The organism is Enterococcus sp. GPZ-007, from assembly GCF_059374735.1.
Genome location: NZ_JCAFYN010000032.1, coordinates 1 through 15,723 on the forward strand (window position 1 = coordinate 1; position 15,723 = coordinate 15,723).

The 15,723-nt window shown below is 38.3% G+C and carries 14 protein-coding genes and 3 tRNA genes; 6 read left to right on the forward strand and 11 right to left on the reverse strand.

Going from position 1 to position 15,723, the window contains the following annotated elements; translation table 11 throughout:
* Positions 1–190: 190 nt before the first annotated feature.
* From AC4J95_RS14945 to AC4J95_RS14970, 6 genes are all read right to left on the reverse strand, one after another.
* The gene (locus tag AC4J95_RS14945) at positions 191–601 is read right to left on the reverse strand and encodes a helix-turn-helix domain-containing protein (protein ID WP_494550557.1); all 411 of its coding nucleotides are present in this window, start codon (positions 599–601) and stop codon (positions 191–193) included.
* A gap of 135 nt (positions 602–736) precedes the next feature.
* Positions 737–1,327, reverse strand: a complete 591-nt coding sequence (locus tag AC4J95_RS14950; RefSeq protein WP_494550558.1) for a hypothetical protein — start codon at positions 1,325–1,327, stop codon at positions 737–739.
* A 77-nt stretch (positions 1,328–1,404) separates the two neighbouring features.
* Positions 1,405–2,013, reverse strand: coding sequence for a hypothetical protein (locus AC4J95_RS14955; RefSeq protein ID WP_494550559.1), 609 nt, complete (start codon positions 2,011–2,013; stop codon positions 1,405–1,407).
* Positions 2,014–2,107: 94 nt separating this feature from the next.
* Positions 2,108–2,668 (reverse strand): hypothetical protein, encoded by a 561-nt coding sequence (locus AC4J95_RS14960; RefSeq protein WP_494550560.1) that lies wholly within the window; start codon positions 2,666–2,668, stop codon positions 2,108–2,110.
* Between the two features lie 419 nt (positions 2,669–3,087).
* Positions 3,088–3,480, reverse strand: coding sequence for a hypothetical protein (locus tag AC4J95_RS14965; protein WP_494550561.1), 393 nt, complete (start codon positions 3,478–3,480; stop codon positions 3,088–3,090).
* Between the two features lie 96 nt (positions 3,481–3,576).
* Entirely contained in the window at positions 3,577–4,230 is a 654-nt protein-coding gene (locus AC4J95_RS14970) for a hypothetical protein (RefSeq protein WP_494550562.1), read from the reverse strand.
* A 677-nt stretch (positions 4,231–4,907) separates the two neighbouring features.
* Here AC4J95_RS14970 and AC4J95_RS14975 point away from each other — a divergent pair.
* The 3 genes from AC4J95_RS14975 to AC4J95_RS14985 all read left to right on the forward strand — a co-directional run bounded on the left by AC4J95_RS14975 (position 4,908) and on the right by AC4J95_RS14985 (position 5,176).
* A tRNA-Asp gene (locus tag AC4J95_RS14975) sits at positions 4,908–4,980 on the forward strand.
* A gap of 11 nt (positions 4,981–4,991) precedes the next feature.
* A tRNA-Ser gene (locus tag AC4J95_RS14980) sits at positions 4,992–5,081 on the forward strand.
* 7 nt (positions 5,082–5,088) lie between these two features.
* Positions 5,089–5,176, forward strand: a tRNA-Ser gene (locus tag AC4J95_RS14985).
* A 488-nt stretch (positions 5,177–5,664) separates the two neighbouring features.
* Here the strand turns inward: AC4J95_RS14985 and AC4J95_RS14990 are convergent.
* From AC4J95_RS14990 to AC4J95_RS15000, 3 genes are read right to left on the reverse strand one after another with little or no spacing between them, the layout of a single operon-like run.
* Positions 5,665–5,799, reverse strand: coding sequence for a FeoB-associated Cys-rich membrane protein (locus AC4J95_RS14990; protein ID WP_494550563.1), 135 nt, complete (start codon positions 5,797–5,799; stop codon positions 5,665–5,667).
* On the reverse strand, positions 5,787–7,949 hold the full coding sequence (gene feoB / locus AC4J95_RS14995; protein ID WP_494550591.1) for a ferrous iron transport protein B: 2,163 nt from the start codon (positions 7,947–7,949) through the stop codon (positions 5,787–5,789). The genes AC4J95_RS14990 and feoB overlap by 13 nt, the downstream gene beginning before the upstream one ends.
* Positions 7,950–8,420 (reverse strand): FeoA family protein, encoded by a 471-nt coding sequence (locus tag AC4J95_RS15000; RefSeq protein ID WP_494550564.1) that lies wholly within the window; start codon positions 8,418–8,420, stop codon positions 7,950–7,952.
* A gap of 393 nt (positions 8,421–8,813) precedes the next feature.
* Between AC4J95_RS15000 and nrdH the strand changes: the two genes are divergently transcribed.
* The 3 genes from nrdH (at position 8,814) to nrdF (ending at position 12,425) form a co-directional block, all read left to right on the forward strand.
* Positions 8,814–9,032, forward strand: a complete 219-nt coding sequence (nrdH, locus tag AC4J95_RS15005; protein WP_010745735.1) for a glutaredoxin-like protein NrdH — start codon at positions 8,814–8,816, stop codon at positions 9,030–9,032.
* A 195-nt stretch (positions 9,033–9,227) separates the two neighbouring features.
* On the forward strand, positions 9,228–11,387 hold the full coding sequence (gene nrdE / locus AC4J95_RS15010; RefSeq protein WP_494550565.1) for a class 1b ribonucleoside-diphosphate reductase subunit alpha: 2,160 nt from the start codon (positions 9,228–9,230) through the stop codon (positions 11,385–11,387).
* Positions 11,388–11,459: 72 nt separating this feature from the next.
* On the forward strand, positions 11,460–12,425 hold the full coding sequence (gene nrdF / locus AC4J95_RS15015; RefSeq protein ID WP_216409904.1) for a class 1b ribonucleoside-diphosphate reductase subunit beta: 966 nt from the start codon (positions 11,460–11,462) through the stop codon (positions 12,423–12,425).
* 40 nt (positions 12,426–12,465) lie between these two features.
* On the opposite strand, the gene AC4J95_RS15020 is transcribed toward nrdF, so the two are convergent.
* Positions 12,466–14,946 (reverse strand): ABC transporter permease, encoded by a 2,481-nt coding sequence (locus tag AC4J95_RS15020; RefSeq protein WP_494550566.1) that lies wholly within the window; start codon positions 14,944–14,946, stop codon positions 12,466–12,468.
* Positions 14,947–15,606 carry an ABC transporter ATP-binding protein gene (locus AC4J95_RS15025; protein ID WP_494550567.1) on the reverse strand — a complete coding sequence of 220 codons (660 nt, stop codon included), beginning with the start codon at positions 15,604–15,606 and terminating at the stop codon, positions 14,947–14,949.
* Between the last annotated feature and the right edge of the window lie 117 nt (positions 15,607–15,723).

The window sequence follows — 15,723 nt, forward strand, 5'->3', positions numbered from 1 at the left end:
TTTTTTAACCTAGTAAATGACTTTTTTGTGTTTTTGAACTGAAAAGCAGTTTGGACATTCGATCCTGTTCCAAACTGCTCTTTTAAAGTATTTTCATTTTGATGTTGTTTTTTACTTTCTTATTGAACATTCAGATTTCTAGTCAAAATAGATTCTATCTGTTCTCTTTCCTGTGTACGTGTTTTAGCCTCTACCATTCTCCAAACAAAAAATAAACGAGAACGACGACTAAAATTACACCTACTACTGCGAAAATAACTTTTCTCGCTGCTGTTTTTTCCTGACGCACTCCCAACGCTTCAGCCAATCGCTCAATCTCTTCTTCTGTAAAATCATTTTCTTCGCGAAGCAGATTAATTTTATCCGGATCAATATTTGTTACTTCTGCTAACTCTTCATTTGTAACACTATTCGTTTGAAGAGCCTTCTTTACATTTAGAAAATTCTTTTGACGAGTCCCTATAAAATGAGAATAAAAGAAATACATAACTAAGCAGAAGATTCCAAGAATAAATGTGGAATTCTCAAAATAATCCATCGCTAAGCTAAAACTAGCTACTAATACAACAAACCCTATCGAAATAATATTGATCTTTTTCAAATTTCGAGCTCCTTTTTAATAGTTCCACTCATTTGGATCAATTTAGATGAAGCAGCAAATAAAAAATAAAAGAGGCGATCATGATTAAGCCGTTGTTCAATATGTGTACAAGAGCTGAAAGTTCCCATAAATCCTCTAATCTGTTAACTGACCTTCTGCTTTTTTTAAAGAACTAGCGGCTTCTTTGAGCTTTTCCCGATTCGCATCAAATTGACTTGGCTTGGTAGATGCGTATACTTGCACGAAATTCTGTTCCGCCTCTAAAAGATAGGCAAGCGCTTTGTGTTTTACGCCTTCGGTATCGCCTTCAAGTACCATCTCAACTCCAGACATTCCATGAACCTCAACAGGTTTTCCTTGCTCAACGAATTGATACCCCATAGATTCATACGTATTGACTATCGTATTTTGCCAGCTTGCAAAATCCACATAATCCATCTTGTCTTCTATGAACAAACTCAAACCTTCTTCAACGGTCGTAACAAACAGTTCAGAGTTCTTATCTACACGCTCTACCCATCCCTTTAATACTGTGTAATGAAATAGTTCGCCATTTTCAGCTCTGACCTCGGTCACATAATCTTTAGTTGCTTCGCCTTTCAAAAGTTCGCTACTTTCTTGTATTTTCTTCGATTCTTGCGTTTGTTCAGAACCCTCTGTATCTTTCGGTGCACAACCGCTGATTGCCAATAATACCAATCCTAAAACAACGAACTTTTTTCTCATCTTGTTCTCCTTTGTAAACTGTCAATAATCGCACTCACTTTTCTAACTACTGTGGTCTTTATCTATCGCTTTTTCATCTATCCAGCTATAAATGAATTCACCATTTCGGTAACTAGATCACCATTTCTTTCAAAGAATGAAGGCAGTCCTACGAAATTAAGAATAATATACTCCGTCTCCGTTTCTAAAAAATAGAAACGAACATCGACTTTTGCGCCCTCAGCGATTCCCGTTAAGCTATAAAGTTCACCTGTATAATGTGCTGTTTGATACGGCTCTTCTTTAATCGTTTCTTCTTTTATTTGAACCTCCTCATCGGATTTCATTTGTTCCTTCATCGCACTTTTTAAGACATTAAAATCATCGATATCGGATTTCTTTAATCCTGAAACCATCACTTCTTCAACGCTGTTATCATTCTCAGCACGAAAAGAAAACTCTTCATCCTCAATGACTTTCCAGCTATCCACTATCTTCATTTTGTAATTTGTTCCTTCAACTTGAAAATCGACATCTTTCATTTCAATTTTCTTTTCTGAAGAAGATGTTACGGTTTTTGACGGTGAAACTTCTGTCGTAGATGCTGACTTAGTATTTTTCTCTGATTCATTGGTTTCCTTTGCTCCGTCTGAGCCACATCCTGCTAAAACTGCTACTATTGCTGCTAAAACAATCCATTTTTTCATTCTATATTCTCTAAACATCCTAATTTTTAATGACGTAATTTGCCAAATAAAGGCAATAAGGTTATACGAAGTAACCTAATTTTTTTTAGCTACTTTACACCGGATCTGACTCGTCCTGTACGGCATCTGTATCTTCTTGAGTGATGAGAATATTCCCTAATTCAGATTGATCGGGCCTTAGATAGATCACTTGAATTTTTGCGTCAGGGACCATCCCTTTTACAGAGTCCATAATTGGTTTCATTGCTTTGACCATCACTGGTTTTAACGCTTCGCTATCCATTGCCAGCCCTGGATCTTCTGTGAAGGTGTATTTATAAATCACCGTATGATTTTCACCGGCAGCGATTTCGATATTCGAATAAACGCCACCCATTTGTTCTTTCATTGCGGGAAGCTGAGACCGTGCCGCTTCGATCATGAACTCAAATAGTTTTGAATTGCCTCCCTCACTACTCTCCTCTGAACTTAATGTTTCTTCAAGTAGTTCCACTTCTTTAGAAGAAGATGTAGATTCTTTGGTCGATTCTGTGATTGATGAGGAAGACTCTGTGCCCTTCGTCTTTGCTGGACTGGCAGACTTATCATTAGAACATGCTGCTAAGCTAGTTAAAACAAACCCAACAAATAAAATCTTAAGCATTTTCTTTTTCATTTTAAACCCTCCAAAATTTGAAATTTAATAACTTCTTCAACCCTAATTATAGTTTACACTAATTCCAAATTAATCAATAACAAAATTTATTCTTTTCTCAACAAATTATGAATAAACGGATTTAAAATCCACGAGAAAATATCGATTAATACTACTTGGTGTTGAAATATAGTAAATCCACCTGAATATTTAAGATCAAATAAACAGCTTGGATACAATAAAAAGTATTCCAACCTACTTTCAAAAAATATTCTATTTTAGGATGTTAATTATTGGTTCAGAACGAGTGGCTATGTCAATGACATAATTCAATGTGATGATGATATGTTACACTCTCCGTTTTTGAGTAAATCAGTTGAATTAATGCTCTAAAATGTTTGATTATTAGATAAACTTTGCGACACAACTTGGAAAAGCACCTATTTCAATTTCTTTTCCTGAATTTCTATTTCTGGTTCATAATGGGCAATTATCTCAACAGAATCGTCTTGAGTCCATACAACAAAATGCCTTAAATCCCAATCATCATAGATACCCATAGTTTGGTCTGAAATAAAATCAAGAAACTTTGAATTTGATAGTTTGAAAAATCCCCACTTTAGATCTTTTCCGAATTTTCTGACCCATTCATAATCTCTTTTTTGAAGTCCAGATTCATCTGCGGTTAACATGGCATAGACAAAACCTGCAAAAAGAATTTTCACCATAAATTGTTTGCTATCTAATACTATCAGGGTTCCCTTCTCATCCTGTAATACTTTTTTTACCCAGTAATCACATTCAGGTAAATTATAGCTTGTTAATTTTCCCATTATTTTGTTCCTTTGCTTGTACCTTATTTTTGTGTTTCTGATTTTTTGAGTGATCACTACCCTATTTTCCTAACATTTACAATTGAAAACCCTAAATTATCTTAAAAATAGATTATTCACATGTGCAATTTTTTCATAAAGTTTTTTATCTTCATCATTATCAAAAATAACTGGGAGGCTCAGATCATAATTGGCGATTAACATCATAGGATGTGAGTTAAAGTATAAACTGTTCCATATTTTTTCTCGAAGAAAACCTTTGATAAATAGTTTTAAAAGATTTATATTTCCAATCTTATATATATAATTCTCACCATTATTTAATATATCGATTTGATTCATATAAATTAGTCTATCTATCTTATCTAATGCCTCGCAATCATTATCCATTGATTCTATTATCTTACTCTTGCCATCTTCACCTCCCAAATCTATATAAGCTTCGTTATCATTTATTTCAAATACTCTCTCAAAAAAAGATAAATACTTATTTTCTTGACTTAGTCTGAAGTATTCATTTGACAATAGATCAAGTCTCGGGTCTCCTATCTGCATAGTTTCATTAAACACATCTAATACAGCAACTTTTTTAAGCCTTGTCGCTTCAACCACTATATCATGATAATCTGTTGCATCGAAAAATAACTTATAAAGCTCATTATCAAAACTGCTTGATGAAAAATCCATTTTTTCTAATTCAGGGATCTTCCCATCCTGAATGTTAATCACTGATTTATCTTTATTCATCATCAAATCTTTCTTCCTCCAATTTGTAGATAACTAATTTCCCTGTTTTAAAATAATGAAGTCTGCCGCATATCCTACACGCCCACATTGAACCAACAGGCATTTTATCAACAAGCTTCTCCACATTTTTTGGCTTTTACTCCAGCACATCATAATAATCATTCGAAGGAAAAATCGTTAGCGGGATCGTAGTCTCTAAGTTTTCATCATTCAGTATATTTCCACACGCGCACCCTATTTTCACTGTTAAATCGCCCTCCTAAGTTAAACAGGAAGTTAAAATCATTTGAATGTTTACTATAAAATAGCACATTATCGGATAAAAACGAACAAACAATAGAATAAATATCAATTATTGTCACTTAACATAAAGCGAAAGAGTATTTTCTAACGTTTATAAATTTACTGGTCTGTCTTTCTACTCCTCATATGATATTTGGTAAAAAAAAATGAGTTTATATTTAAATCAAAATTAATAGGCGTTTTTGTAATTATTTATTGAAAACCCTAGAGAGTTACGATCAACGATTGAAACTTCTTCTATTAGTTGTTTTATTTTGATGATATTCCTTATTTTCAAGGATTAACAAAATAAAAACCGATTTCTCTTCGTTATTTATTCTATTAATTTTCTATTGCAGTTCGATTCATCTTTCGGTATACTATTCTTTGTGCTAAGTGGTTCCGTGGTGTAGGGGTTAACATGCCTGCCTGTCACGCAGGAGATCGCGGGTTCAAATCCCGTCGGAACCGTTAGTTATTCTGGAGGATTACCCAAGTCCGGCTGAAGGGAACGGTCTTGAAAACCGTCAGGCGGGTAAAACCGTGCAAGGGTTCGAATCCCTTATCCTCCTTTTATTTGGGGAAGTACTCAAGTGGCTGAAGAGGCGCCCCTGCTAAGGGTGTAGGTCGGGAAACCGGCGCGAGGGTTCAAATCCCTCCTTCTCCGTAACGAATAAGCCGGACTAAACTCTTTGAACGTTTAGTCCGGCTTATTTATGTTTTCGTGATTGTATCTTGTACGAAGGGAACAAGATCAAAACGAAAAAGCATTCATCACCCACCTATAGAGGGTGGCGACTTCTGCCTATATTAGTTAAATTGAGTGAAAGGATGCTTGATCATTCTATGAGGAATATTTATAGAGATGCCCATAAGTATTGTGAACACAACAAAGCAATATTGAAGGAATCCAAAATATGCGGATGCTTTTACTGCCAGAGTCTATTCAACTATGACAAAATAACTGATTGGATAGAAGATACCGCCTTGTGCCCGTATTGTGATATTGATTCCGTTATTCCCCAAAATGAAAAGTATGCTTTTCCAATCGACATTTTGCAGGGAATGCATGATAGTTGGTTTTAAGTCTTTTAATTATCGCTTAAAATACTGCATAAAAAAACCCAGTGATATTCACTAGGTTCCTGTTACTAATTAATGTTTATGCTGTTCCTCTTTTACCGGACAGCCACTGTTGCAATCCTCACATGAGCTACCGTTTTTAACGCGTCGATAAATGATCACTCCAGCACCGCCGAAGATCAAGATACTTAATACTATAGTTGCCATTCTTTCACCTCTTTGATCTCTTCGATTGTAATGGACGGTGTTTGTTTAGCTGGTCTTCTCACGATGAAGTAAACCATCGCTGCAAGTACTAATGCAGCTAAAATCAAACCAATCCCAATCGCTCCACCTTCAAACATTACGTGACCAAATTGATAGACGATGAAGCTCACAGCATAAGCGAGTCCGCATTGATAACCGATCGCCCGCCACGTCCACTTGATATCCCCCATTTCACGATGAATCGCTCCAATCGCTGCAAAGCATGGGGCACAAAGCAGATTAAAGACTAAGAATGAATAGCCGGCAATTGGTGTGTATGCTGCTTGCAGAGATTTCCAGATTTCTACACCATTTTCCGCAACTTCTGCATGGCGATATAAAATCCCGAAAGTCCCGATGACGTTTTCCTTCGCAACTAAGCCAGTAATAGCTGCGACTGCTCCGCGCCAATCACCCCAGCCTAATGGTGCAAATAATGGTGCGATCAAACCGCCCAATGCAGCTAAGATACTATCATTTTCATTAACAGCTTGCAGTGAAAAGTTGTAGCTGGAAATAAACCAGATAATGATACTAGAAACAAAGATGATCGTCCCAGCACGTTTAACAAAGGCCTTACTGTGATCATACGTATATCGAAGGGTATTGCCGATTCTCGGCATATGATACAACGGAAGCTCCATGATAAACGGTGTTGGATCACCAGAAAATAGCTTGGTTTTCTTCAAAGCAATTCCAGATAAAACGATTGCCCCCATTCCAACAAAGTAGGCTGACGGTGCTACCCAGCTGCTATTAGGAAAGAAAGCTCCGGCAATCAAAGCAATGATCGGTAGTTTCGCAGAACAGGGCATAAAGGTCGTCAACATGGCAGTCATGCGGCGATCCTTCTCGTTCTCGATCGTTCGACTAGCCATTACTCCCGGCACGCCACAGCCTGTCGCAATCAACATCGGAATGAAGGATTTTCCAGACAAGCCAAACTTACGGAAGATTCGATCCATGACAAAGGCGATCCGAGACATATAACCGCAGTCCTCTAACAGAGCTAGACATAAGAAAAGCACCATCAATTGCGGAAGAAAGCCTAGAACAGCTCCGACTCCAGCAAGAATCCCATCCAAAATCAAGCTTTGCATCCAATCAGCAACATTCCATGATTGAAGAGTCGAGCTGACAAAATTTGGTACGATATCGCCGAATAAATTCTCATTTACCCAATCCGTTCCCATTGCGCCCACTGTTTGAATCGCAATGTAGTAAATCAACCACATCACTAAAGCAAAAACTGGTAACGCCAAGAAGCGGTTCGTAACGATTCGGTCAATTTTATCAGAGATGGATAATTTGAATTGATCTTCATCGACGACGCACAATGCTTTCAAATCAGTAATAAAATTGTAACGCTCATTGATTACTAAACTTTCCGCATCTTCACCAAAAATTTTCTCTGTAATCTTAATAATTTCCTGCAGATCTTTTTGTTGAATGGGACTCAGATCTAAATCACTTTGTGCCCGCTCATCCCGCTCGAACAACTTCAGACTGTACCAGCGGCTATATTTAGCGACTACCGTACTACCTAAAACTTCTTCGATTTCGTTAAGTGCGGCTTCCAAACGATTATCATAATGAGGAAAATTGACCTCCTCCACGCCTTTTTTTACTAGATGTAGGGCTTCGCTGATCGCTTTATCCAAACCCCAATTTTTTAGCGCACTGATTCCCACGACCGGCACACCTAAAGCATAGGAAAGTTTGTCTAGGTTGATTTGCTTGCCACTTTTCTTGATAATATCCATCATATTTACAGCAACTACCACAGGAATGCCTGTCTCGATCAACTGTGTCGTCAAATATAGATTCCGTTCTAGGTTGGTTCCATCAATAATATTAACGATGGCGTCAGGTGTACCCGATAGTAAATAGTCTCGTGCCACCACTTCTTCTGGAGAATAAGGTGATAATGAATAGATACCTGGCAGATCATCGATGATTACTTCTGAATCCTTCTTATAGATACCTTCTTTGCGTTCAACCGTTACACCCGGCCAGTTTCCCACAAACTGATTGGTCCCCGTCAAAATATTGAAAGTACTCGTTTTCCCGCTGTTGGGATTTCCTGCTAAAGCAATATGCGTCTTCACCAGCTATTCCGCCTCCTTCGATACGACCACCATCTCTGATTCGTTTTTTCGTAAACTCAGCTCATATCCACGAACCCGCAGCTCGATCGGATCCCCTAATGGAGCAAGCTTCACTACTTTGACCGCGGTTCCCTTTGTCAACCCCATATCCATCAATCGGCGTTTGATCGAACCACTGCCATGAACGTTCACCACGACACCCTCTTCGCCTGCGCTTAATTGATCTAAAGAGACCCAAGTTTCCTGATCTTCTGTTAGTTCCTTCACAAGTATTTTATTTAATAAAGACTGGGATAAAGCCAGTCGTGTATTGTGTAGCAAAATGATTCCGTTATCACCAGAATGGTTCACGACGGCAACTTTTGAACCGACAATCATTCCCAAATCCTGTAAGCGGTGCTTCAAATCATTTCCTAAAGCCATTTCATCAACCTGAACGACGTGGTTCAATGAGACATCTGCCAAAGTTGTCATTTTTTTCTCCACCTTACGATTCAATTTCTATATCTAATTAATAATGAGAATCTTTCTCACTAAGAATAGCTTCATTTGCTAGCAAAGTCAATAAATGGTCGAAGATTTTATATTTTTTCTGAGCAATTTATTTGACAATCATCGCTTTGTTTGTTTTGAATTCTAGTTTTTCGTTATAAAAAAAACTTATTTTCCGTAAAAAAACATCTCGTAACGGTTTTTTTTATTCTGTAAAGGGATTATTCTTTGCAACCGCCTGTTTTCAAGGTTTTTGCAAAAAACACAAAGAGTAGTATACCACTATTTCGCCACCACAATATATGGTGTTTAACGATTGACTTTTTCCCTACATCTTTTATACTAGTAATTGTAGAAATCAAGGGAGGCAGTCTTATGGTTAAAGTATATTCTAAAAACAATTGTATGCAGTGCAAGATGACAAAACGTTATTTAACTGAGAATCAAATTTCATTCGAAGAGGTCAACATCGACAATGAGCCCGAAGCTCTAGGTTTTCTAAAAGATCAAGGTTTCCAAAGTGTCCCAGTTATTTTCGGCGGACAACAAGCCATCATCGGTTTCCGTCCAGATCAATTGAAAGCATTAGCGTAATTTAAGAGGTCGCGACAGAAGCGTTTAGCTTCAAGAAATAAGAAGGATTATCCTAAAACAGCCTTTCATGTTTTAGGGATGATTCGGCTTATTTCCGAAGAAGCTGCTTCTAGAGCACCGTTTTTCGAAACTTTGCGATCCACGATTGCAAAGTTTTCTTTTTTCTTACTACTACATATAGAAAGATGTGACGAGATGAGTTTGAAAGACTTAGGTGAAGTATCTTACTTCAAGTTGAACAACGAAATTAACCGTCCAGTAAACGGACAGATACCACTAAATAAAGATAAAGAAGCCCTAGCCGCTTTTTTCAAAGAAAATGTTGAACCAAACACCCATACATTTTCTTCGGTACAAGAAAAAATCGACTACTTAATAGAAGAAGAATTTTTAGAAGCAGAGTTTCTAGCGAAATATTCTCCTGCTTTTATTGAAAAACTCTTCAATTATTTAGCTGAACAGAACTTTACCTTCAAATCATTTATGGCGGCGTATAAGTTTTACTCTCAATACGCGTTGAAGAGTAATGACGGAACAGAATACTTGGAAAGCTATGAAGATCGCGTGGCTTTTAACGCCTTGTATTTTGCAAATGGCGACGAAAAATTAGCGTTGTCATTAGCTGACGAAATGATCCATCAGCGTTATCAACCAGCTACCCCATCCTTTTTGAATGCTGGACGCAAACGTCGCGGCGAATTGGTGTCATGTTTCTTGATCCAAGTAACCGATGACATGAACAGCATTGGTCGTTCGATCAACTCCGCTCTGCAATTATCACGAATCGGTGGCGGCGTTGGGATCAACCTGTCCAATCTACGTGAAGCTGGCGCACCGATTAAAGGCTACGATGGTGCCGCTAGTGGTGTTGTTCCTGTCATGAAACTATTCGAAGACAGCTTTTCTTATTCAAACCAATTAGGTCAACGTCAAGGGGCCGGAGTTGTTTATTTGGATGTTTTCCATCCAGATATTGAAATGTTCTTATCTGCGAAAAAAGAAAATGCTGATGAAAAAATTCGCGTGAAGACTCTTTCACTTGGTGTGACTGTACCGGATAAATTTTACGAATTGGCTCGTAAAAATGAAGATATGTATTTGTTCAGCCCTTACGGTGTTGAACGTGAGTATGGTGTGCCTTATTCTTATGTCGATATCACAAAAGAATACGACAACTTAGTCGCAAATCCAAACATTCGCAAGAAAAAAATTCGCGCACGTGATCTAGAAAATGAAATTTCTAAATTGCAACAGGAATCTGGTTATCCATACATCATCAACATCGATACCGCAAATCGTACCAATCCAATTGATGGAAAAATCGTCATGAGTAATTTGTGTTCTGAAATTTTACAGGTGCAAACACCTTCTACGATCAATGGACGTCAAGAGTATGATGTTCTAGGTACTGATATTTCATGTAATCTTGGTTCAACCAATATCGTTAACTTGATGGAAAGTCCCGACTTTGGTCAATCTGTTCGGACAATGGTGCGTGCATTAACTTTTGTTACCGATGAATCAGATATTGAGGTCGTTCCTTCAATCCAAAATGGAAACAAACTGAATCATACGATTGGTTTAGGCGCGATGGGCTTGCACAGCTTCTTTGCGAAACATTTGATGGAATATGGTTCAGAAGAATCCATCGACTTCACCAATATTTATTTCACGTTGCTCAACTATTGGACATTAATGGAAAGCAATGAATTGGCAAAAGAACGTAAGACGGTCTTCCATAATTTTGAAAAATCAGCCTATGCTGACGGTTCATATTTCGATAAATACACAACTGGTGAATTTGTACCTAAAACAGATAAGGTCAAAGAAATCTTCAAGGATATCTTCGTACCAACTGCTGAAGACTGGCAAGCATTAAAAGAGGCAGTCAAAAAAGACGGTCTGTATCACCAAAACCGTTTGGCTGTTGCGCCAAATGGCTCGATCTCATATATCAATGATACTAGCGCAAGCTTACACCCGATCACTCGTTTGATTGAAGAACGTCAAGAAAAGAAAATCGGTAAGATCTATTACCCAGCACCTTACTTAAATAATGAAACCTTGCCTTACTATACTTCTGCCTATGACATGGATATGCGTAAGGTGATCGATGTTTACGCGACTGCGCAACAACACATCGATCAAGGAATGAGCTTGACCTTGTTTATGCGTTCAGAAATTCCTGAGGGCTTGTACGAATGGAAAACAGAAAGCAAACAAACGACGCGTGATTTGAACATTTTACGTAACTACGCCTTCTACAAAGGCTGTAAATCAATCTATTACGTACGTACCTTCACTGATGATGCCGAAGAAATCGGTTCAAATCAATGTGAAAGCTGTGTAATCTAATGATCGCTACCTCTCGCACTTCGGTTCGAGAGGTCGTGTTATGCATAAATAACTATTTTAGGGGGAATATCCATGGCAGAAACTTACTATGAAGCCATTAACTGGAATGAGATCGAAGACGTCATCGATAAATCGACGTGGGAAAAATTAACCGAACAATTTTGGTTGGATACACGTATTCCGTTGTCCAATGACTTAGATGACTGGCGTAAACTGTCTGATTTAGAGAAAAAAACAGTGGGCTATGTTTTCGGTGGTCTGACTTTACTTGATACCGTTCAATCAGAAAGCGGTATGGATCAGCTGCGAAAAGATGTCCGTACGCCCCATGAAGAAGCGGTGCTGAACAATATCCAATTCATGGAATCCGTTCACGCAAAAAGCTATTCATCGATTTTCAGTACCTTGAATACCAAAACGGAAATCAATGAAATCTTTGAATGGACCAACACGAACCAATACCTGCAAAAGAAAGCCGAACGAATCAACGAGATCTATAAAAACGGCACACCATTGGAAAAGAAAATCGCCAGTGTCTTTCTTGAGACCTTCCTATTCTATTCTGGTTTCTATACGCCGCTTTATTATTTAGGTAATAACAAGCTAGCAAACGTCGCTGAAATTATTAAATTGATCATTCGTGACGAATCGGTTCACGGAACCTATATCGGCTATAAATTCCAACGCGGCTTCAATGAACAAACAGAAGAAGAGCAAGAGCGTTTGAAGGAATGGATGTACGATTTGCTTTATGAGCTGTATGAAAATGAAGAACGTTATACTGAAGAGTTGTATGATGAGATCGGTTGGACAGAGGAAGTTAAAACCTTCTTACGTTATAATGCCAATAAAGCACTGATGAATCTCGGCATGGATCCGCTTTTCCCAGATACGGCGGATGATGTGAATCCGATCGTGATGAACGGGATCTCAACTGGAACAAGCAACCATGATTTCTTCTCACAAGTCGGGAATGGCTACTTGCTTGGTCAAGTAGAAGCCATGAATGATGATGATTATTTGATAGGCTTGGAATAAAATAGAGTTGCCAGCAATGTTTTGCCGGCAACTCTATTTTTTATTCTGACGCTTGAATTCGTTTGATCACTGTCTCTTTATTGACGATCGTAGTGGTCGCATAAGTTAGAATCAGCTGGACAACGACTACCAGTACTATCATCAGTAAGACCTGTATTATTGGGTATTGATATACTTTGATCTGCATTAGTGAATTACTCTCAGCATACAAGTAGACCAAGTAACCTAAGATACTGCCCAAGCCGCCTGCTAGGAAAATAATTCCACCAGCATAAACTAACCCTTCTGTCCTCAACATTTTCTTCATTTGACGATCAGACATCCCAATGGCTTGCATAACACCCAGTTCTTTTTTTCGACTCAAAATACTATCAATAGTGGTATTGATTAAGTTCATGATGCCGACGATTGCTAGAACCAGCATAATAGCATAGCCTGCGCCAGTCATCATTTGCATTGCCCCCTTCCACTGTGCCAAAACTTCCTCATAACTTTCTAAATTGAAGAACTCGCTTGTTTCGGCTATCTTTTCGATTTCGGGTTTAATTGCTGCCGCTTTCCCTTTGGCAGCCTTAATATTCACGTAATAGGATAAATTGTTTTTCGATAATTGTTTTACTGCTTCATTACTCATTAAGAAATTATCATAGCTGCTGATAGACTCCACGAAATCTCCACCGGCGATGACCGTCATTTCTTTTTCATAAGTGCGTTCGCCATCAAACATGATGAATGTCAGCTTATCACCCATTTTGATTTCCGGGTAATTTCTCATTAAGTAATTAGTCATAACCACTTTGTTACCGGAGTTTAGTTCATCATAAGTAGCACTGCCTTTTTCGATTCCTCTTTGGATTAAGTCCATTTGATCTTTCGAAATTCCACCTAATGACATTCTTAGCGGCTTATTGGACCCTTGTTCCTTAAATCCCTTTACTTCTACATCAATCGAATGAAATGTTTCGACTTTTTCTACTCCTGGTATAGATTTGATTCGATCAATCATCTTGCTGTCTAAGGGATTATTTTGTTGAATCGCTGTCCAAGCACGTTCAGGCCGCATTTTATCACCACTAAACGATTCGATATTCAGGCGATAATCTTCTGCGATTGAATCACGTGCAATCTGTTGCGGATTCATACAACTAAAAACGGTAGAAATAACTACGAATAGAATTCCGATCATGCCTAATGAAAAGATGGTGATCAATGTTCTCTTTTTATTTCTTGAAAGATTAGCTTTTGCTAAACGTCGTAGATTCAGATCAATGAAGCCCTTACGCTGTTTTTTCTTGCCTTCAGTTTGTCCAGTGTATCGCATTGCCTCGACTGGCATGATTTTGCTTGCCTGACGCATTGGTTTTAGAGATGCCAGAATAACGGTCAATAAAGTAATTCCAATCGTCATTCCGACAATCCAAGGAAGAACCAATGAAACTTCCCCACTATCAACGACCTGCCTCATCACTTCTATTGGCGTATTTTCATTTTCGATCGTTGACATTATCTGGAAGAATACCAATTTTACAGAAGCGATTCCGATCAAAAGCCCAATTGGAATTGAAAGTCCTGCTACAATTAAGTTTTCCCGCAAAATAATTTGACGCGTTTGCCGTTTAGTTGCTCCTAGTGCCGCCAATTTCCCAAATTCTTGTACTTTGTTGATCAATGATACATAGTAAATACTGTAAATCGTCAAAGCCCCTGCTACCAAAATGATTCCAACAATGATCGCCATTCCAGAATAAAAGGCGGGGTCAATATAATTAGCCATTATATAATCGCTATTTTCAACAATATTGTCTTCAATTACATCAAAATTCTTTCCGATTTTCTTCACTTGATCTTCAATTGCATCAGTAGTAGTTGATACTTCATCTGTTAAGCGGACCATCATACGATAACCACGCTGGTCTTTTGGAATCACTGCCTTCATGAAATCTTCTGAAACCAGCATTGAGTATACTTTTTTATCACTTTTCCCTTTACCATTAGGAGAGAATCCGGTTAAACGGAAGGTCTTTTCCTGTTGCAGTCCCATTCCATCTGCTTCATAAAGCTGCACTGGGATTTTGATTGTATCTCCAATTTTTGCGTTCGGATAACCAAGTGCCTTTAGGGCATTTCGGGAAAGAACCGCGTCATTGTCTTTCTTTGGAGCATGGCCTTCTGTAAATGTTTGTTTGGCTAGCTTCTGAGCACCACTGTCTAAGTAGCTCATCAAAACAAAGTCGTCTTTATTCAGAACCGATTCCCCAACATCTTGGCGCAACCCATACTCGCCAATACTTTTATGCTGAGCGATTTTTTCCATATTCTCTTCAGAAACATCTCGATACATCGCATGCCAGGTTGGATACATCTTGTTTACAGCTGCATTCTGAACATTTACTACCCCGAGGCCTATCGAAGTGATCAAGAAAACTAACACACTGGTTAAAATGATCGCGATTCCCGAAAGCAGGTTTTTCCCTTTATGATACTTCGTGTTGGCTATAGCCACCGTATTAGTCATCTTCATTTAAATCACCCGCCCATCTTCAATGTGAACAATATGATCAGCTGTTTGCGCAATCCCTTCATCGTGGGTAATCATGATTAATGTTTGTCCAAATTTTTCAACGGATCGTTTAAGCAATGACATGACTTCTAATTCAGTTTTCGTATCCAAATTTCCTGTTGGCTCATCTGCTAGAATAATTGCCGGCTCTGAAGCGATCGCGCGAGCGATTGCTACACGTTGCTGTTGACCTCCAGAAAGCATGCTTGGCAATGCGTTTTTCCGATCGCTCAAACCGATCGTTGCTAATAAGTCTTCGATAAATGCGGTATTGACTTTGCGATTGTCTAAACCAATCGGTAAGACAACATTTTCCCAAACATTCAACGATGGAATCAAATTGTAATTCTGGAAAATGAACCCAATTTTCTGGCGACGGAAAACAGCTAATTGCTCGTCCTTCATGCGGAAAACATTTTTACCGTCAATAATGACTTGTCCAGAATCTGGACGATCCAGACCGCCGATTAAATTTAATAATGTACTTTTCCCTGAACCCGATTTACCAACTACTGCAACAAAGTCGCCTTTTTCTACTTCTAAATCGATATGGTCTACCGCCTTTACGACTGAACTTCCATCATCATAATGTTTTACCAAATCCCTAATTGTTAAGATCATTTTTGTCTCCCTCTTTCCTTGTCTCATTTCTATACTCTTAGTATAAAAAAGAACCCTTGCAGGATTCTTTCAGTGAACATAACAAATTTGTAAGAAAAGGCGATAGGTTCTATGAAC

Bases quoted from the DNA above. Each gene is read 5' to 3' on its own strand.
- nrdF (WP_216409904.1), top strand. From the start codon at position 11,460: ATGGCAGAAACTTACTATGAAGCCATTAACTGGAATGAGATCGAAGAC.
- nrdE (WP_494550565.1), top strand. From the start codon at position 9,228: ATGAGTTTGAAAGACTTAGGTGAAGTATCTTACTTCAAGTTGAACAAC.
- AC4J95_RS14955 (WP_494550559.1), bottom strand. From the start codon at position 2,013: ATGAAAAAATGGATTGTTTTAGCAGCAATAGTAGCAGTTTTAGCAGGA.
- AC4J95_RS14950 (WP_494550558.1), bottom strand. From the start codon at position 1,327: ATGAGAAAAAAGTTCGTTGTTTTAGGATTGGTATTATTGGCAATCAGC.
- AC4J95_RS14960 (WP_494550560.1), bottom strand. From the start codon at position 2,668: ATGAAAAAGAAAATGCTTAAGATTTTATTTGTTGGGTTTGTTTTAACT.
- AC4J95_RS14965 (WP_494550561.1), bottom strand. From the start codon at position 3,480: ATGGGAAAATTAACAAGCTATAATTTACCTGAATGTGATTACTGGGTA.
- nrdH (WP_010745735.1), top strand. From the start codon at position 8,814: ATGGTTAAAGTATATTCTAAAAACAATTGTATGCAGTGCAAGATGACA.
- AC4J95_RS14990 (WP_494550563.1), bottom strand. From the start codon at position 5,799: ATGGCAACTATAGTATTAAGTATCTTGATCTTCGGCGGTGCTGGAGTG.
- AC4J95_RS15000 (WP_494550564.1), bottom strand. From the start codon at position 8,420: ATGACAACTTTGGCAGATGTCTCATTGAACCACGTCGTTCAGGTTGAT.
- AC4J95_RS15025 (WP_494550567.1), bottom strand. From the start codon at position 15,606: ATGATCTTAACAATTAGGGATTTGGTAAAACATTATGATGATGGAAGT.
- AC4J95_RS14970 (WP_494550562.1), bottom strand. From the start codon at position 4,230: ATGATGAATAAAGATAAATCAGTGATTAACATTCAGGATGGGAAGATC.
- AC4J95_RS15020 (WP_494550566.1), bottom strand. From the start codon at position 14,946: ATGAAGATGACTAATACGGTGGCTATAGCCAACACGAAGTATCATAAA.